The following is a 17501-nucleotide window of genomic DNA, read 5'->3' as shown; positions in this document are numbered from 1 at the left end:
CGGCCGCGAGCGGGACCATGGAGGCGTGAGACTGACCGTGACCGTGGATCACGATGTGGCCCTACTGCTCGAGGAGGCCGTGCGGCGGGAGCGACGGTCGAAGAAGCGGATCGTCAACGACGCCCTGCGCCGCGCGCTGGCGGGCGCGGAACCCGCCGAGCCCGCCGTCGAACCGGAGCGGCCCGTCCCCCTGGATCCACACACCGACGCACCCGCCCTCGTCCGCGCCGCCGACGAATCGGACGAGGAGGCGATAACCGTCGCGCTGGCACGGTATTTCGGCTTCGAACCGCCCGCGCCCCGGCTGTACGTGGTGAAGGGTTAGCGCAGCCGTCCGGCCAGATCCTCGCCCAGCAGCACGAATACGTCGGTGGTGTGGGCGATCAATTCCTCGCGGGTCATGGCGAGATCGCCGTGTAGCCAGCTGGTGAGGGCCTGGATCAGGCCGCCGACGAGGTAGGTCGCGCGGAAGGCGATGGCCGGATCGGTGCGTTCGGCGCCGAAGGCGTAGAAGTCGATGCCCTGGGCGGCAACGAGATTGGTGAACGAGCGGATCGTGTCCAGGGTGCGGGTGCGCAGTTCGGGGGTGGCGGCGCTGAGGATCAGGGCGACCCTGGCCTTGCGCGGGTCGTCGGTGAGCACCTCGATGCCCGCGCGGACCGCGGCGCGCGCGAAGCCGCGTGCGTCGGTGGGTGCGGTCGGTAGCGCCGCGATGATCGCCGTGGCCAATTCCTCGGCCACCCCGTCGAGCAGGGCGATGAGTACGGCATCGCGGCTGTCGAACTGCTCGTAGTAGTAGCGCTCGTTCAATCCCGCCTGGGCGCACAGCCCCGCGACGGTGAGTTTGTCCAGGCCCTGACTGCCGATGATCTCCAGCGCCGCCTCGAGCAGCGTGACTCTGCGCTGCGCGCGACGCTCCTCGGCCGATACGCCGCCATAGGTCCGCTGGGCCATCACCCGACCGATTGTATGGCCCGCGCAATCTGGCAGACCCTCTTGCCAGAATCGCGATTTTGGTGGACTCTATTGCCAGATGCTCGGTACAGGAGGCAACGATGCCCGGTTACTTTTCCGACGACTCGATGATTCGACGCGTCATGCGCAAGCGGGCCGTGGGCCTGACCTACGGACAGCGGGCGCTGGTGGTCGGCGCGGTGCATCCGCTGCTGTATGTCGGGACGGCCGAGAACACCGAACATCGGACCACCCCCTACACCCGGCTCGCGCTGACCGGGCGGCTGTTCGAGGCCGTCTTCCTGGGGACGAAGGAGGAGGCCGACCGGGCGCTGGCCTTCACGCACAAAAAGCACGCCAAGGTGCGCGGCGCGCTGCCCGAGGACGCGGGCGCGCGGCATCCGGCCGGATCGCGATATTCCGCGCACGATCCGCACCTGATGTTCATGACCATGGCCTTCACCTTCGATTCGGCCGAGGTCATGCACGATCTGCTGGTCCGCAGGCTCACCGCGGGCGAGCGCGAGGATCTCTATCAGGACTATGTGCGCTGGGCGGAGCTGTTCGGCATGCCGCGCAGCGCGGCGCCCGGTGACTATCGCGAATTCCGCCGGGACTTCGACGACTATCTGGCCTCGGACGAGCTGTTCCTCACCGACGAGGCCCGGTTGGTCGGCGGCTATCTGGCGGGCAAGCGGATTCCGAATCGGCTACCGATGCCGTTGCAGCAGGTCACCACGAGTGTCTACCTGCTGGTTCAGGGCAGTCTGCCGCCGCGGATCCGGGAGATGTACGGCATTCGCTGGGGTGTGCGCGAGGAACTGTCCTATCGCGGTCTGGCCCAGGCGGTGCGGACCGCCCACGTCGCCCCGCCACTGGCCCCCCGCGTGCTGCGCACCACGCTCGCGGGCCCGAGCTCCCCGGTCTACCGCCTGCTCAGCCGCCGCGAACACGATCTGGTCGCCTCCGGCCGCTCGAGTATGCCCGGGGTGGATCCGCTCAATTACGTTCAGCGCCACGCGGGCTGACCGCGTTCGGAGGTCGCGGGCCGGCGGGCGATCGGGGCGCGGGACATGGAAAGATCGAGGGTATGTCCAGTCCTGCTACATCCGGTGAGCGCAAGCAGCGGGTCCTGTCCGGGATCCAGCCGACCAGTGATTCCTTCCACCTCGGCAACTATCTGGGCGCGCTGCAGTATTGGGTGCAGCTGCAGGACGACTACGAGGCGCTGTACTTCATCCCGGATATGCACGCCATCACCGTCCCGCAGGACCCCAAGCAGCTGCGCAATCGCACCAAGCGGGCCGCCGCGCAGCTGTTGGCGCTGGGCATCGATCCGAAGCGTTCGACGCTGTTCGTGCAGAGTCAGGTACCCGAGCACGCCGAGCTGACCTGGGTGTTGCAGTGCATCACCGGCTTCGGTGAGGCCAGCCGGATGACGCAGTTCAAGGACAAGTCCGTCAAGCAGGGCGCCGACAATGCCACGGTCGGCCTGTTCACCTATCCGGTGCTGATGGCCGCCGACATCCTGCTCTACCGGCCGCAGCTGGTGCCGGTCGGCGAGGATCAGCGCCAGCATCTGGAGCTGACCCGAAATCTGGCGCAGCGGTTCAACACTCGCTTCAAGAAGACGTTCGTGGTCCCCGAGGCGCATATCGTCTCCGGCACCGCCAAGATCTACGATCTGCAGGATCCGACCTCGAAGATGAGCAAGTCGGCCGCCACCGACGCGGGCCTGCTCAATCTGCTCGACGATCCCAAGGCCTCGGCGAAGAAGATCCGCTCCGCGGTCACCGATACCGAGCGCGAGATCCGCTACGACCCGGAGACCAAGCCGGGCGTCAGCAATCTGCTGGTGATCCTGTCCTCGCTCACCGGAACCCCGATCGTGACGCTCGAAAGCGATTACGCCGGAAAGGGTTACGGCGACCTCAAGGGCGATGTGGCCGACGCGCTGGTCGAATTCGTCACGCCGCTGCAGGCCAAGGTCCAGGAATACCTGAACGACGAGGCCGAACTCGATCGCATCCTGGCCACGGGCGCCGAACGAGCCCGCGACATCGCGAGCAAGACCGTCGCCCAGGTCTACGAGCGGGTCGGCTTCCTCACCCGCTGAGCGTTTCCTCCCACGCCCGCCCGGGTATCGGTGAGATGACCGACGCGCTGGGCAAATCTGCCGCTGTCGGCCGGGTACAGGTGCGACAGTAAGGGAAGATCACCGCCGAGTGGGCTCCGGGAGGACGGGTGTTCGACAAGATCAGGGGGCGGATCGAACGCGAGGTGCAGGCGCGGCCGTGGCTGGATCACGCGATCCGCGCGGGTGGGCGCTATCAGCGTCAGCGCGGTGACTACTACGCCGCGGGTATTACGTATTTCACTGTGCTGTCGCTGTTTCCGTTGCTCATGGTCGGCTTCGCGGTGGCCGGGTTCGTGCTGTCGCGCAATCCCGATCTGCTGCGCGAGGTGCAGGACAAGATCGTCCAGAACATTCCCGGCTCACTGGGCGGCCAACTCAACGACCTGATCAAGCAGGCCATCTCCTCGCGCACCAGCGTGGGGCTGATCGGTTTGATCGGCGCGTTCTACGGTGGCCTCGGCTGGATCGCGAATCTGCGCGCGGCGCTGACCGAACAGTGGGAGCAGAAAGCGGCGCAGGGCAATTGGTTCACCACCAAGGTCTCGGATCTGATCGCGCTGGTCGGATTGGGTTTGGCGATGGTGGTATCGCTGGGGCTGTCGGCGTTGGCGGGCAGCGGGCTGGGGCTGAGCCTGTTGAAGCTGGTGCATCTGGAACACGCACCCGGCGTCGGAGTGGTGCTGACGCTGGTGTCGCTGCTGCTGGCGGTCATGGCGTCGTGGGCGGTATTCGTCTGGGTCATCGCCCGATTGCCGCGCGAACCGGTGACCATCGTGAGCGCGGTGAAGGCAGCGCTGATCGCGGCGATCGCCTTCGAGATCTGGAAGCAGATCGCCAGTTTCTATCTGAAGAAGGTCCTCACCAGTCCCGCGGGCGTCGCCTTCGGGCCGATCCTCGGTTTGATGGTGTTCGCCTACATCACCGCCCGCATCATTCTGTTCGCCACGGCGTGGGCGGCGACGGCTCGGGAGAACGAGCCCGAGGCGGAGATCGCACCGCCGCCCCCGGCGGTGATCGAGCCGCGGATGAGTGCGGGATTGTCGGCCGGTGCGGGCGCTGTGCTGTTCGGCGCGGGAGCCGCGGTGGCGGCGCTCGCGACGAGTTTCCGTCGCCGCGGCCATCCATGACCCGAGGGCTCTCGAATTACATCCGCACGGTCGCGAATATCCGCCTCGGCCAAAGGAGTTGATCGTTGATGACCGTTTCGAAAGTGGCGCTCGCGGTCGCGATGATCGTCACGGGCGCTGCGATGGTCGGCGCGGGCGACGCGTCCGCGCGCGATATCGGGTCGGGACGCGGCGATCGGCGGGCGAAGGTATACGAATGCGTTGATACCGCACTGGTATTCGACTACGTTCTCGGCGCTCGCTGTACCGCGCGCGGCGGAGCGCCGGAACAGGGTGTGGCCTACGGCGTCCGTGTGACCGACGCCGAGCGAGCCTTCGACTGTGACAGTGCGATCGCGGGGGATGTGAATGTGAAGCGGGAGGGAAAGGTGAAGACGCTGACCGGGTATCGGTGCCGCGAGACCGAGGAGTTCGCGCCCGAGTAATCGATCGGGAAAGTGCGTTACCGTTCTCGACGTCGATACAGCCGATGTCGGGGGTCGAGATGATCCGACGAGCCCGATCCGATTGCGCGCAGGCGACTTACGGTCAGTGAACGCGACGCGGATCAACTCCGTGACGCGCTGGTTGGCGGCAAGGTCACGCCTCACCCGTGATATCCGGCGCGTCCCGGTCGACCGATGCGGGAATGTCCAGTGCGACAGTATTTTTCGATGCCTAGTGGGCCTCGCGTGGTGAGCCGGACGATGGTTCGTTCGTCCCGCATGGCCTGCCCCGGCAGTGCAAGGTCATGGCCGGTGCCGTGAGAGCAATCGATGTGCCGGTGCCCGAGGTGTGCTGGCGCGAGCGCGACGAAATGCCGCTAGGGACAACCTTTTTCGTGAGGACCGTGGAACGGCTCGATTCCGGCCGCGTATCGATATCGAATACCGTTCCGGCGCAAAGCGTCCGGTCGCCGTCCGGTTCGCGATGACCGCGCCCGACGGCGAACCGCTGGCGGGCGGGGTGCGCGCCAGCGTCCACGTGTCCCTGCATATGGCTGCGGTTACCCGCCCGATCCGGAATGGCAGCACGGTCGCTGGATGGGCCGGGAAATCGCTAACTGATAATCAATCTTATCAATTAATGCTACGATCCAGCTATCTGATGGCAATCGATGCTGGGAGTGTCTGCATGTCGAAGAAGAACCTCTTGCTGGGGATAGTCTCCAGCTGTCTCGCGCTGGCCGCGCCTTCGGTGCTGACCGCATCCGCTCACGGCGCGCCGCCAGCCAATGGTCAGCAAGCGCAGGATGTCTGTATCGACTCGCTGCTTCGGACCATTCGGGCGATGCCCGAGGGCACGTATTTGGACACCACCATTCCGGGCTTGCCGCATTCGGGCCTGTCGCCCGGTGGCGGTCTCGCGCTGGGTACCGGAAGCGCCTTTCTGCTCCCGCACGAGTACAGCGTCGACTACTGGCTGCTCGGTTATCCCGAGGGTCCTCAGGATGCCGCCTACGCCGACGTCGCCGCTGCCTGGGACGGTCTCGGCTGGCCCATCACCGATTACCCGCCGGACGAGGTGGGCAGCGTGCGGCGGGCCGCCGAACTGCCCGACGGCTACCGGCTCGGCGCGCAACTGTCCATCGATGGCCGTCATATCAGCCTCGTGTGCAGTTCCAGTCGATATCCCGGCTGGGGTCCGCAACCGTCCCCGTCTCCGACTCACCTGGACCGCTGACCGCCGATGGGTTGTTACTAGCTATTTAGCTAATCTGCTAAATTGTCGGCATGGTCGAACTGGGAGCCGATGACGAGGCGAGCGTGTTCCGGGCGCTGGCGGATTCGACGCGTCGGCAGATCCTGGAGGATCTCCGCGAAGGTGATCTCACCGCGGGGGAGATCGCGAGTCGCTTTCCGATCAGCGGTCCCTCGGTCTCGCGGCATCTCGGCGTGCTCAAGGCGGCCGGGCTGGTTCGGGAGCGACGTGAGGCCAATCGGATCCACTACTCGCTGGTCGAGGAGCGGCTGGCGGTGTCCGTGGGCAGGTTCTTGAGCGCGGTCTGTCCGGATCAGGCCGTGCTCAGGCGCCGTCGGCGGCGAACTGAGGAACAGGGGGAGGACCAGTGAGGATGCCCGCGATGGCCAGCGTGGTCGAACGACGACTGCTGGTGAACTATCGAGTCGATCCGGCTGTGATCGCGCGACTACTGCCCGAGCGAATGCGGCCGCAGGTGCTCGACGGTTGGGCGGTCGCCGGAATCTGTCTGGTCCGGCTCGGGCACGTCCGGCCCGCCCGGTTGCCGGGATGGCTGGGGCTGCGCAGTGAGAATGCCGCGCATCGGATCGCCGTGGAATGGGATGGGCCGCAAGGCCGTTCGACCGGGGTCTACATTCCGCGCCGCGACAGCGGTTCGGTGGTCAATATTCTCGCGGGCGGCCGGGTGTTTCCCGGTGAGCATCAGCGGGCGTCGTTCGATGTGCGGGAGAGCGCCACGGACCTGCACGTGGCCTTCACAAGCCGTGACGACACGGTGAAGGTGAGCGTGGACGTCCGAACCACGCAGCGTTTCCGCGGCAGCGAGCTGTTCGCCGATCTGGCGACCGCCTCGGAATTCTTCCGGCTCGGCTCGGCGGGATTCTCCGCCACCCGCACCGAGAACCGGCTCGACGGGCTTGAATTGCGAACGGACGCATGGCGAGTCGAGCCGGTGGAAATGGGCGCGATCGAGTCCACCTTCTTCGACGACCGGACCCGATTCCCGCGTGGCAGTGCGGTTCTCGATTGCGCGCTGCTGATGCGGGACATGCCCGCGACCTGGAAGGCGCTCGCGCCGCTGCGGTAACGCGGCGTTCATATCCGCGACAGTTCGCTCCTTCACGATCAGCACGTTCCTGATTTCGATCGATAGGAGTGTGTATGACCGGCCGCATCACCCGGCGCGACGCCATCGTCGGGATGGGCTCCCTGGCAGGGGTTTTCGCCGCCGCGCCGTATGTCTCGTCGTCGATCGCGCAGGCCGCGCCCGGCGGGCGGGAGATCCGGGTGCTGACGATCAATATCTGGCAGGCGGGCGACAATATTCGCGGTGGTATCGATCTCGTCGCCGATCTGATCGTGTCCACCGACGCCTCGATCGTGACCCTGACCGAGGCTTTCCGCGGGGCCACCGACAAGGTGGCCGACGCTCTGCGGCGGCGCGGCCGCACCTACGCGAGCGCGCCCTCCGACGACACCGGGGTGCTGTCGATATTCCCGATCGAGTCGACCACGCGGCTGGACTGGATGACCCGCGCGCGGCTGACGATGGACGGCAAACTCTTCTCCGTCTACGCCGCGCATCTGGAATATCGTTGGTACGCGACCTATCTGCCGCGCGGTTACGGCCCGGGCAGTTCGGGCGACGAATTCGCGCAGTACGGCTGGAACAAGCTGCCCGACGGGCCGGTTACGGATCCGGCCGTCGTGCAACGGGTGAATACGTCCTCGGGCAGGCCGGATGCGATCAAGAGGTTCATCGACGACGCGCGGGCCGAGATGGCGGCCGGGCGCTCGGTCATCCTGGGCGGCGATTTCAACGAGCCCTCCGCGCTGGACTGGACCGCGGCGACGGCACAGCTGTTCGATCACCACGGTGTCGTGCTGCCGTGGGCGAGCACCGATCGGCTGCGACAGGCCGGTTTCGTCGACGCCTATCGGTCCCACTACCCGAATCCGGTAACCCACCCCGGATTCACTTGGCCCGCAAGCAACCCCGAGGCCCCTGTCAGCAAACTGACCTGGGCTCCGGAGGCCGACGAACGCGACCGGATCGACTACATCTTCACCAGTCCGGGCGCGGCACTGACGTTGAGTTCGGTCGGACTGGTCGGCCCGCGCGGCTCCATCGTGCGCAATCAGCGCGTCGATGAGAACACCCAGGACAATTTTGTCGCCAGTCCGCAGCGGTGGGTCACCGATCACAAGGCGGTGCTGGCGACTTATCGCCTGGCGTGACGACACCGCTCGCGCTTGCGTCGATCCAGGACATCGGTGGTGTCGAATAGGAATAGTTCCCCTCGGTACCGACCACTTTCATGGAGGCGCTCGTGAACATTGGTATTCGCGCATTGCTCTCGACAACAGTGATCGTCACGGCATGTTTGGCGGCGGCCGCGCCGGTCTACGCGGATGCCCCGTGGGATGGGAAATGCGAGGCCGGCGAGGTCGAAGCGAAGGGTGGCCAAGACAAGACGAAGGAACTGGTCATCCAGCACTGCCAGCGCGCATACAGTGCTGCCGCTCGTCTCAAACTGATCTCCGATGCCGGCGCTGCTCTTTCCGGCGCGGTCAATGCCGCCGCCGACGAGGCGAAGAAAGCCGCCGAAAACGCCTCGGCCAAGGCCGATGCCGCGTCGAAGGCCGCCGATGAGGCCGCGGAAAAGGCGGACGACGCGACAACCACGAAGGAAGCCGCCGGACTCGCCGCCAAGGCGGCCAACAGTGGCGGCGACGACGTGAAGGCGGCAGCCGACAAAGCCGCCGCTGCCGCCGGCGAGGCCGCCTCGAAACAGGCCGCCGCGAATAAGGCCCTCGACGCCTTGACCAAGGTCTTCGCCAAATCCGACAGCGCGGCGAAGGCGGCCGAGGACGCCGAGGCGGAACCCGACGATGTCGAGGTGGCCAACAAGGCCGCCACCGCCGAGAACGAGGCCGTCGCAGCGCTCGCGGAGGCCGTGGCGTCGCTGGGTGTCAAAGGTCTGGAGGTCGACACCACGAAGATCAAGCTGATATCGGCTTCGTCGGCCTAGGGCCGGCCGAGCCCGAGTCTGGGGGTCCATCGGATCACGACTCTGGCAGCAGATTTTCGCCGGAGTCGTACCGATGGGCGCACCGGGCGGCGGCACGTCAGGCTTGTTCGGGTCGAGGATGGTCCGCTCAGTGGTGCGCGATTCACCGTCGCGTCTCCGACCGGATGAGCGGCGTCGAGAAACGGACGACCTCGAGGCATCACACGTACATGGAACTGCTCTCGCCTGCGGGCTCGACCTTGACCCGGCGCTTGTATTCACTCAGGTACGCGGCTTTCCAGCGCGGCCAGTCGACATAGGCATCCCCGGCAGCGGCACGGTATCGCCGATACTGCGACTTCTTGGTTCGCCCCAGCGACTGCTGCGCCTCCCGAGCCGCCCGCCGAGCCTTCTGCAAGTCCAGCTTCAACTGCCAGGGGGTCAGTTGTACGGGCGGGTCGTTGAATACATTCGGCTTTCTACGCCACATCGGATCTCCCCCGACTCGTCGCCGATCCGAAATTCGCAACGAATCAAAGGGATTGTAGGTCGGGATCCGGCCGTCGAGCCAGGTCGGCGGGCGGCATCAGCTGCGCGGGACGGGAAAGCCGACCGTCATGGGCGGCGCAATGAGGCCCGCTAACTGTGCTCGGAATACGAGCGGGGATCTCGGGAATCGGTTTTCGTGGGTGAATTGCGCTGGGGCCGTGCGGGTCAGCGAATGGTCACCAGTCGGCGTTGCTCGAGACCGGCTGGGCCATCTGGGTGATCCGGTGGAGGAGGCGTTCTGTGGAGCAGGGCTCGATGTGTAGGTCGTTGTGCTGTTGGAAGTAGAGGTAGCGGCCGTCGTTTTCGAGGTCGATCCAGCTCAGGTATTGGGGTGGGTGGGGGCGGGTGGTGTTGACGGCCTGTTGGACCTCCAGGTGACCCACCGCGGCACGCGGGGATTTGAGAAGGCGGCGCATGCGGTCGGTGACGGATTCCTTCGAGCCCGTCCAGGATTCGAGGTCGAGGCGGATTCGGTCGAAGCTTTCGACCATGGCCGGGTGGCGGCCCGCGGCGACATTGCCGATGACGGCGACGAACACCTTCGGGACGATGGCCGGGGAACCGACCTCGATGACCACATTGCCGCCGACCTCGGCGGTCGGGCCCGGGCGCTGGACGAGGGTGACGCCGACGGTGGTGTCGATGGCGCCGTACGCGCGGATCGGTCGCTTACGGGTCCCGGTAACGCACAGGGACACAGCGGGATTCGACGCCACACGCAGCACGGCGGAAAGATCGGCGTCGCGGCCCGGGGGCAGGCGATGGCGTAATTGCTCGGCGAGCCGGTCGGCCTCGCTCTGCCATTCCGTCGACGAGTACAGGCTCAGCGGGAACGGATACCGATCCTTATCGGTTTCCTTCCACACGTGCATGAACTCGTCGGGAGTGAACTCCCACTTCACCGGCGTTGACCCTCACCATCGTCCGGACGAGTCTGCGCCGCGGGAATATCCGCACCGATGGCCTGCGGCGTGGTGCGCTCGCGAATCCCGAACAACTCCTCTTCCCGATCGATGATCAGGTAATCGGGAGTCTTGTGCTCGGAATCCTCCTCACCCTTGCCCTTACCACCGTGCGGCATCCCCATACCCGGCATCCCCGCCGCACCGGCAGCACCACCGCGACCCGCGAGAGCGGCTGCGGCAGCGGCATTTCCAGCGCCACCGAGACCAGGCATGCTCCGGCCGGGGGCATTCGCGCCACCACCACCGATGCCGCCGACGCCGCCGCTACCAATGCCGCCCAGACCTCCGGATGTTCCGCCGTGAGACCCCGAGCCGCTGCCGACGCCCGCGGGCGACGTGGAGGAATCCAGTCCCGCGGGTTTCGTGTCCGCTCCGCCGGTGGTACCGCTGGCGCTCGAAGATCCTTGGTTGCCACCGGAATTCGAGGAATCGGAGGAGTTGGGGGAGGTGCTGGGATCGGTCTGCTGGTTGTCGGTGTTGGCTTTGTCGTCGGGGTTGGTGGCTTTTTGGTCGGTGCCGTTGCTGGAGTTGGGGCTACCGGTGCCGGTACCTGTGCCTGTGCCCGTTCCGTTTCCATTGCCGTTTAGTCCGCCGGGTCCGCCTTCGCCAGGGGAGTCGACGGGGACGAAGGTCGGGACGTTTTGGCCAGCTGGCTGGTAGGTCGGGTTGTAGTTCATCTTCATGGCCGTAATGGCCTGCTGGCGTGCCTCTTCGGCGTCTCGTTGAGCGGCATTCCCGAGGGCCGGGTCTTCTGCCCCGACCAAAGGCCAGAGCGATGTGACCGGAGTTGTCAGCCCTTGATTGTGGGGCTTGCCCGGCGGGGGCACGCTGGCTCTCACGGCTTCGGCACCGTAGCCTGCGGCATGAATCCGCGCTCCCACTGTTTGCATGACCTCTTGCGCGTCGGTGCCCTGCTGGACGAACTTGCGCGCGGCGTCATTCGCGGCGTTGGCGAACTGGCCATGGAATCCGTCCGAAAGCTCTTTCTGGATGGACAAATTCAGCCCGAATAGTGCGCCACCGACCGCAGCGGAGATGTCGAGCCACTTCCTGGCGTTCCCGTGGATCGTATCCGGGTTCATACTCTGAACACTGTCGTAGATCGCCTGATGGGGGACGCTGTCCCAGTCTTCTAGATCTTTTATGTATGCCGGATCGGTTCCGTTGTTGTGAAGGCCGCGTTGAACAGCCTCCGCCCCCTGCTGACTCTTGGTTGCTTTCCCATTGTTGACTGCGGCTTCAGGGCTCACCGGTAGGACGAGCCCTAGGGCACCAAATGGGTTCGCGGGTGGGTTGTCACCGTTGGCCATCGTCAGTTGTCCTTCCCGATGGACGGCTCGATCGCGGTAGCGGTTTCGAGTACACCGTCGCATGGATTAAGGGATTCGCCGCGACCGTAGATGGTCAGAACCGGACCCACGTCTACGAAACCAACCTTCGTCCGCAGATGGATGTCGCAGCCGAACTTGATACCGGGGTCCCGGACCCACATCGCCTGTCGGCCATTGATTGTGATGGGTTCGCTCCATGCGCCGTTCTTCTTGAGGTCCTCGTCCCATGAAACGTTTCCAGAGAGAACCGACAAGTTGCGCAGCCTGGAGTCGAAGTGGCAGATCAGGAAGATCTGTTCGGCTATCTGATCCCCGCCACGCGCGCGGCTTTGTGGGTCGTAACCGGATTTGGCGATGGCATCGTCCGGGATCCAGGTGCACGGGTCGAACACGACCTCCGCGCGGCCAGGTTTGATGTACTTGCTGGGCTGAGGTGGGGGTTGGAGGCTCGATGCGGTCAGCGTCGGCCGAGCAGGCGTTGCAGATTGTGCGGATGTGCTCTGCTGAGACGGACCGGTTGTCGTGTTGGGATCGTGGCTGTTCTGCGTGGTGCACGCGGTTGCGGTGACCACCATTACGGCGATGGGCATGAGCCATCCGTGCCTAAGACGGGTCATCCCCGCTGCCCCGCCGAGCTTGCATTGATCGCCAGCGTGTTCATTGCGTCAGCCTCCGTGATCATGTCTCCGGCGCGGAGGTAGGCCGCGGCCATCTTGAGAGCAGCTTCCTGCATTCCGCCCAAGGCCTCGGTCAGTTCTGCGCCCTTGCCGCTGAATCCGTTCTGGAGGGCTACAGCAGACTGGAACGTGCCGAAGCCGTCCAGTTTTTGCAGATCAGCCGAGATTCGGTACTGCTTGTCCAGCGACTCCGCGAACCGTTGGAAGACGTCGGCGCACCGCTTCGCCGCGTCCTTCTCCATCTTGAACGTCCCCGCCACAGCCTGCTGGTACAGCGCGTTCGCGGTCGATTGGCCCACGTCCATCGGCCGTCCCTCCCTTCGTGCGCCCAGGTTCACTTACCTTACTGGACGCGTCGTTGGGCAGAACGGTTCCCTCGAACCGGCAGGATGGGAGTTGTCCTGGGGATTTGGGAGTGGGTGAGTAGTGGCACATATATGACCGATCGGTCGGGTTTATAGGTAGGGTGGTGGGACAGGCTTTCCGGTGGCGGAAGGGGATTCGTTATGTCTACGGTGTTTCCGCACTATCACGTCGGGATTGTTGTGGCGGATCTCGAGGCTGCCATGGCTGAATACAGTGAGCATTTGGGGGTAGAGTGGCGGCCGCCAGTTCCGGTGCAGTCGGATTTGCGGACCGAGGACGGTAGTCGGCTGTTCACGTCTCGGATGGTCTACTCCAGGCAGGGACCGCCGTATATGGAGCTTTTGGAGCGGCGGGCGGGGACGCCGTGGTCCGAGCCGGGGTTGCATCATCTCGGTTTGTGGACTCCGGATGTGGAGAGTGAATCCGAGCGGCTGACCGAGGCGGGATTGCCGCGCATTATTTCGGCGGCGGATCACTCCACCGGCGCGCCCTTCGTTTATCACCAGACCGCGGACGGTGTTCGGCTCGAGCTCATCGACATCGGCACCACCGGTCCCGGGGTGTTCACGTATCTCAGTGGGGCGCTTGATGATCTGTTGTCGGGGTAGGCGAGTGGTGCCATGGCGTTCGCCGATCAGTGCCAAAAATGAAAATCTTCCTGGGGTTATGCGTTGATTGAATGAATCTTCTTGATGGCGAGGACGGTTGGGGTTGCGGGGTGGTCTCCTTTCCGGGTCGAGATGAACGACCTGGGAGGGAGGCTGGCTCATGGCAGAGGACGAGCCGACGTTGGCGCGGCGGGAGCTCGGGAAGTATTTGAAGGATGGGCGAATGGCGCTGGGGCTGACGCTCGATCAGGCGGGAGCTGTGTTTCAGCGAAGTGCCAGTACGTTGCAGCGGATCGAGAAGGGAGTGGTGCTGAACCTTCGGGACGTCGATATCGAGGCGTTGTGTCGGATCTACGAGTTCGATGCGGAGAAGACAGCAGCGATGCTTGCGCTTGCGGCTCAAGGCAATGAGTTGAGTTGGTGGCGTGAGTACAGCGACATCTTGCCGCGGAGTTTCGAGTTCTTCGTCGGGCTGGAGGCGTCGGCGGATCGGATCATCACCTATGAGTCCGAGGTGATTCCGGGTCTGTTGCAGTCACCCGCGTATGCAAGTGCGTTGATCCACGCTGTCTTCCCCGATGATTCGGCCGACGAGCATGCCCGGCGGGTGCAGCTTCGGATGCGTCGGCAGGCCAGGATCAAACGCAAATACACACCAGTCAAGGTTGATGCCCTCTTGCGGGAATCCGTGCTGAGAGGGATGGTAGGCGGTCCGCGAGTGATGTCGGGAGCGCTCAAGCATCTGGCAGACATCGGGACCTTGCCGAATGTGAACTTGCAGATCGTGCCCTTCAGCGCTGGAACTCCGTTGGGCATACCGATCGTGCCGTTCGTCATCCTCGATTTCGGGAAGAACAGGAAGGGGCGGTTGATAGAGCCGCCCATCGTCTACGTGGAGCACCTCACGGGGGAGTTGTATCTTGCGAAATCAGAGGCCGTTGAGCGATACCATGACGCATACGAGAGCCTTCGGCGAAGCGCCCTTGATCCGGTCGCCAGCCGTGCTCTACTGCGGCAAATGGCGAGGGAGTACGGATCTTGAAGGTCGATCTATCTGACGCGAAGTGGTTCAAGAGCACCCGGAGCGGTGGCGACCGCAACTGTGTCGAGGTCGCCCACCTCCCCAACGCCCTTGTCGCGGTCCGCGATTCCAAATCCCCCACCACCCCCGCCCTCATCTTCGACTCGACTGACTGGTCGGCTTTTCTGGCCGCAACCACTAACGGCGAACTCGACCTCTGACCCGCCTCCATCCCCTACGCTACGAACGGCTGGACGACGAACTCGTGTGAACCGCAACGGAGGGCGGGTAATGGGCGAGGGTAATTCGATCTTGGCACGACGGCGTTTGGGGAAGCATCTGCGTGACGGCCGGTGGGAGGCGGGGCTGACATTGCAGCAGACCGGGGCCTCTATTCGGCGCAGTGCCAGTACCGTGCAGCGGTTGGAGAAGGGGCTGCCCGCGGGCGTGCCGGATTCGGTGATCCAGGCGCTGTGTCAGATCTTCGAATTCGATGCGGTCAAAACGGCCGAGATGCTGGCGTTGGTCGCGGAGAGCGACACGGTGAACTGGTGGTCGGAATATGAGGATCTGATCTCGCGGACCGTCGCGACCTTCATCGCGTTCGAGTCGGCGGCCAGCGAAATCACCAGCTATGAGGGTCAACTCGTGCCGGGGCTGTTGCAGACGCAGGCGTATGCGCTCACTCTCGTGCAGACCGCCTATCCGGACGAAAGCGCCGAAACGCATGCGCGGCGATTGCGATTGCGGAAGTTGCGGCAGGCCTGTCTGATTCGCGAGGACCGGCCGGTGCGGTTGAACGCCATCATCCACGAGTCGATCGTGCGGAGCTGGGTCGGCGGGCCGCAGACCATGGCGGAACAATGTAAACATCTGGCGGATATGAGCGCTCGCCCGAATATCACCCTGCGCATCCTGCCGTTCAGCGCAGGTTATCCGCTGGGCCGAGAGGACGGGCCCTTCACGATCCTGGATTTCGCCGCCGATGAGCACGGCCGTCCCACCGAGTGCCCCCTCGTGTATTTCGAGAACTTCACCCGCGAGCTGTATCTGACCGACCAGGACGCGATCCGCAAACAGTGGGAGTCCTACGCCACGCTGCGCCGGAACGCACTCGAGCCCGAGGCAAGTCGCGAGATGTTGCGCAAGGCATCGGAACAGTACGACCGGTAGTCACCGCCGGAACTGCTTCGGTCGCTGAGCGTTCGGAATGTCCGGATGCTGGTCGTACCACGTCCTGACTGCCATGACCGCGCGAATCTCAGATGGTCCCAGATAGTGACCGAGGGTTTTCACCACGACCATGGCCAACCAGCCGACGACGAACAACTGGCCGATCAGCAGAAGGCCTCCGGCCAGCGCTGATCCACCGAGGCCCGCAACTCCCAGGCCTAGTCCCGCCGCGGTGCCGGATGATCCGGGCCGGCTGGTCGACGATATCGCTGACTGTCCTGCCAACAACCGGCGTTCTTCCTGTCGCGCTCGAGTGATCGACCTGTATCCGAGGACGAAACTCCAGCAGACACCCGCGATTGCGGCGGCAAGCAACGTGATCCGGAATCCGCCTGTCGCCTTGCTGATGATCAGGACAAAGACTATACAGACGCCCCAGATGGGAAACGCGGACATCAAAAGGATGAAAAATGTGAGCCAGGCCCGCCGCAGCCGATAACTTAATCCTCTTGTGTACCAACTGGTTCCTAGAAACGGTAGCTTGGAAATCTCGAGGCCGGGGTGTGGTTCGATTACGGCGGCCATCAGAAAATCTTGTGCCACACGTTGGTTACCGCATGCGCGGCGCTTGATCCAAGGTCCAGGAGGTCGTCTCCGGTATTGGAAAACATGTTCGCAGTGCCGTATCTGAGCCCGCGCCACACGCCACGATCGTGAATGTCTTCGCTCCAGTGTTCGTGAAAACCTTCGTATACTGTGTCGCCTACACCGATGACGGCGAATCCCGCTGCGGCAGCTGTCGCCCATACCGGTGCGGAAATTCCAGCAGCTGCGACTCCTGCGGCGAGCCCCGCCCCCGCAGCCAACCCCGCCCCCGCCGCCGCGTAATCCTGCACCCTGGCCTTCGTCGAGTTCTGTCCTTTGTCGATATCATCCTGCGCCTGAAGCTCCGCCACCACGCCCGATGCCGCGATGTCCACTACGGGAATGTCCTTCAGGAAGTTCAGGCTTTTGGGCGCCAGTTTCGACAGCTCCGGGGCGAGTTTGTCCATATCCGCGAGTTTGGTGTTCAGCGCGTCGGACAGTGGTAGTTCGCCCTTGCCTGCCTCGGCCGCGGCGAGTTTGGTTTCGAGGTGGTACAGGTCGTTGACGGCTTGGATGTGGCCGAAGCGGGCAGGGTCATCGATCGGCATGGCCTTGCCGTCCAGGCGGTATTTGTCGAATGCGGTGCGCCAGTCCTGAGTTGCCTTCTCCAAGGTCGTCTGGGCGTCTTTGATCTTGTCGGGGAGTTCTTTACTCCACTGGGAGTTCTTCTCGTTCGGGACCGCGTACAGGCCGCGCAGATAGTCGGCGAGAGTGATGCGTTTGTCCCAGGTGAAGTCGCTGTCCTTGCCGTCGGGGCGGAGGGGATTGATGGCTTCGGAGATGGTTTTCGCGGCGTTGAGGCGAAAGCCCTGGGCCAGTTTGATCGCCGAGTTGTAGGTGTCGGTGTAGTCCTGCTGCGCCTGGCGGGCCTGTTTCGCCTCAGTGGAATCGGGATCGCCGGAGATGACCAGGGACAAGGGTTTTCCATCGTCGCCGATTCGAGCGCCGCGGGCTTTGGCCTCGTAGGCGGCGTTGTACAGGTCGGCTTCGATTTGCTGGAGGGTGTCGCCGAGGTCGCCGAGGGTCCGGCCGATGCCCGCGACCGTGGTGGCCAGGCCGCCCACTTGGATCGAGGTCGAGGTCCACGCTTTACGAAACGCGTCCGCCGCCTGGCCTTTCCAGCCCGCGTCGCCGACCACCTTTTCGACCTGGTTTCCGAGTGCGGTCACCACGGCCTCGGTGGATTCGGGCGCACTCTTCATTGCCGTTCCCATGGCCTGCAGGCCCCCGAGATCTCCGCCGATCCAACTCATTCCC

Annotated in this window: 22 protein-coding genes; 14 read left to right on the top strand and 8 right to left on the bottom strand. The window is 64.5% G+C overall.

Annotation, left to right across the window (positions count from 1 at the left end; translation table 11 throughout):
* Positions 1–25 precede the first annotated feature (25 nt).
* A complete protein-coding gene (locus tag NP4_RS43105) occupies positions 26–325 on the top strand; it encodes a hypothetical protein (protein ID WP_067997304.1) in 300 nt (99 codons plus the stop codon).
* Here NP4_RS43105 and NP4_RS13545 read toward each other — a convergent pair.
* Positions 322–954 (bottom strand): TetR/AcrR family transcriptional regulator, encoded by a 633-nt coding sequence (locus NP4_RS13545; RefSeq protein ID WP_067997302.1) that lies wholly within the window; start codon positions 952–954, stop codon positions 322–324. The genes NP4_RS43105 and NP4_RS13545 overlap by 4 nt on opposite strands.
* 101 nt (positions 955–1055) lie before the next feature.
* Here NP4_RS13545 and NP4_RS13540 point away from each other — a divergent pair, with 101 nt between their 5' ends.
* The 9 genes from NP4_RS13540 (at position 1056) to NP4_RS13500 (ending at position 8930) form a co-directional block, all read left to right on the top strand.
* A complete protein-coding gene (locus NP4_RS13540; RefSeq protein ID WP_067997300.1) occupies positions 1056–1982 on the top strand; it encodes an oxygenase MpaB family protein in 927 nt (308 codons plus the stop codon).
* 62 nt (positions 1983–2044) lie between these two features.
* The gene (gene trpS, locus NP4_RS13535) at positions 2045–3070 is read left to right on the top strand and encodes a tryptophan--tRNA ligase (RefSeq protein WP_067997297.1); all 1026 of its coding nucleotides are present in this window, start codon (positions 2045–2047) and stop codon (positions 3068–3070) included.
* 128 nt (positions 3071–3198) lie between these two features.
* On the top strand, positions 3199–4218 hold the full coding sequence (yhjD, locus tag NP4_RS13530) for an inner membrane protein YhjD (protein WP_067997295.1): 1020 nt from the start codon (positions 3199–3201) through the stop codon (positions 4216–4218).
* 68 nt (positions 4219–4286) lie between these two features.
* Positions 4287–4643, top strand: coding sequence for a hypothetical protein (locus NP4_RS13525; RefSeq protein ID WP_147288010.1), 357 nt, complete (start codon positions 4287–4289; stop codon positions 4641–4643).
* Between the two features lie 484 nt (positions 4644–5127).
* A complete protein-coding gene (locus tag NP4_RS13520; RefSeq protein WP_147288009.1) occupies positions 5128–5880 on the top strand; it encodes a hypothetical protein in 753 nt (250 codons plus the stop codon).
* 50 nt (positions 5881–5930) lie between these two features.
* Positions 5931–6269 carry a metalloregulator ArsR/SmtB family transcription factor gene (locus NP4_RS13515; protein ID WP_067997288.1) on the top strand — a complete coding sequence of 113 codons (339 nt, stop codon included), beginning with the start codon at positions 5931–5933 and terminating at the stop codon, positions 6267–6269.
* Positions 6270–6280: 11 nt separating this feature from the next.
* Positions 6281–6985, top strand: coding sequence for a DUF2071 domain-containing protein (locus NP4_RS13510; protein WP_245998255.1), 705 nt, complete (start codon positions 6281–6283; stop codon positions 6983–6985).
* A gap of 74 nt (positions 6986–7059) precedes the next feature.
* Positions 7060–8136: an endonuclease/exonuclease/phosphatase family protein gene (locus NP4_RS13505; protein WP_067997283.1), complete on the top strand. Its 1077-nt coding sequence runs from the start codon at positions 7060–7062 to the stop codon at positions 8134–8136.
* Positions 8137–8216: 80 nt separating this feature from the next.
* The gene (locus tag NP4_RS13500; protein ID WP_067997280.1) at positions 8217–8930 is read left to right on the top strand and encodes a hypothetical protein; all 714 of its coding nucleotides are present in this window, start codon (positions 8217–8219) and stop codon (positions 8928–8930) included.
* Between the two features lie 199 nt (positions 8931–9129).
* Here NP4_RS13500 and NP4_RS13495 read toward each other — a convergent pair whose 3' ends face one another.
* The 5 genes from NP4_RS13495 to NP4_RS13475 form a co-directional block, all read right to left on the bottom strand.
* Positions 9130–9399: a hypothetical protein gene (locus tag NP4_RS13495; RefSeq protein ID WP_067997278.1), complete on the bottom strand. Its 270-nt coding sequence runs from the start codon at positions 9397–9399 to the stop codon at positions 9130–9132.
* Between the two features lie 235 nt (positions 9400–9634).
* Entirely contained in the window at positions 9635–10360 is a 726-nt protein-coding gene (locus NP4_RS13490) for an ESX secretion-associated protein EspG (RefSeq protein WP_067997275.1), read from the bottom strand.
* Entirely contained in the window at positions 10357–11733 is a 1377-nt protein-coding gene (locus NP4_RS40920; protein ID WP_156524913.1) for a hypothetical protein, read from the bottom strand. Before NP4_RS40920 ends, NP4_RS13490 begins: the two co-directional genes overlap by 4 nt.
* Positions 11734–11735: 2 nt before the next feature.
* On the bottom strand, positions 11736–12344 hold the full coding sequence (locus NP4_RS39870) for a DUF3558 domain-containing protein (protein WP_169813731.1): 609 nt from the start codon (positions 12342–12344) through the stop codon (positions 11736–11738).
* Between the two features lie 23 nt (positions 12345–12367).
* Positions 12368–12736 (bottom strand): hypothetical protein, encoded by a 369-nt coding sequence (locus tag NP4_RS13475; protein ID WP_067997264.1) that lies wholly within the window; start codon positions 12734–12736, stop codon positions 12368–12370.
* Positions 12737–12937: 201 nt separating this feature from the next.
* Here NP4_RS13475 and NP4_RS13470 point away from each other — a divergent pair, with 201 nt between their 5' ends.
* The 4 genes from NP4_RS13470 to NP4_RS13455 all read left to right on the top strand — a co-directional run bounded on the left by NP4_RS13470 (position 12938) and on the right by NP4_RS13455 (position 15599).
* A complete protein-coding gene (locus NP4_RS13470; RefSeq protein ID WP_067997263.1) occupies positions 12938–13405 on the top strand; it encodes a VOC family protein in 468 nt (155 codons plus the stop codon).
* 160 nt (positions 13406–13565) lie between these two features.
* A complete protein-coding gene (locus tag NP4_RS13465; protein ID WP_067997262.1) occupies positions 13566–14447 on the top strand; it encodes a helix-turn-helix domain-containing protein in 882 nt (293 codons plus the stop codon).
* On the top strand, positions 14444–14647 hold the full coding sequence (locus NP4_RS13460; RefSeq protein ID WP_067997261.1) for a DUF397 domain-containing protein: 204 nt from the start codon (positions 14444–14446) through the stop codon (positions 14645–14647). Before NP4_RS13465 ends, NP4_RS13460 begins: the two co-directional genes overlap by 4 nt.
* 91 nt (positions 14648–14738) lie before the next feature.
* Positions 14739–15599: a helix-turn-helix domain-containing protein gene (locus NP4_RS13455; RefSeq protein ID WP_169813730.1), complete on the top strand. Its 861-nt coding sequence runs from the start codon at positions 14739–14741 to the stop codon at positions 15597–15599.
* On the opposite strand, the gene NP4_RS13450 is transcribed toward NP4_RS13455, so the two are convergent.
* Positions 15600–16184, bottom strand: coding sequence for a hypothetical protein (locus NP4_RS13450; protein WP_147288008.1), 585 nt, complete (start codon positions 16182–16184; stop codon positions 15600–15602).
* The gene (locus NP4_RS13445; protein WP_082875827.1) at positions 16184–17497 is read right to left on the bottom strand and encodes a WXG100 family type VII secretion target; all 1314 of its coding nucleotides are present in this window, start codon (positions 17495–17497) and stop codon (positions 16184–16186) included. The genes NP4_RS13450 and NP4_RS13445 overlap by 1 nt, the downstream gene beginning before the upstream one ends.
* Between the last annotated feature and the right edge of the window lie 4 nt (positions 17498–17501).

This window comes from Nocardia pseudobrasiliensis NBRC 108224, assembly GCF_001613105.1.
Taxonomy (GTDB): Bacteria; Actinomycetota; Actinomycetes; order Mycobacteriales; family Mycobacteriaceae; genus Nocardia; species Nocardia pseudobrasiliensis.
The sequence above is the reverse complement of the archived record's forward strand: the minus strand, read 5'-3'. Positions and strand labels throughout refer to the sequence as shown.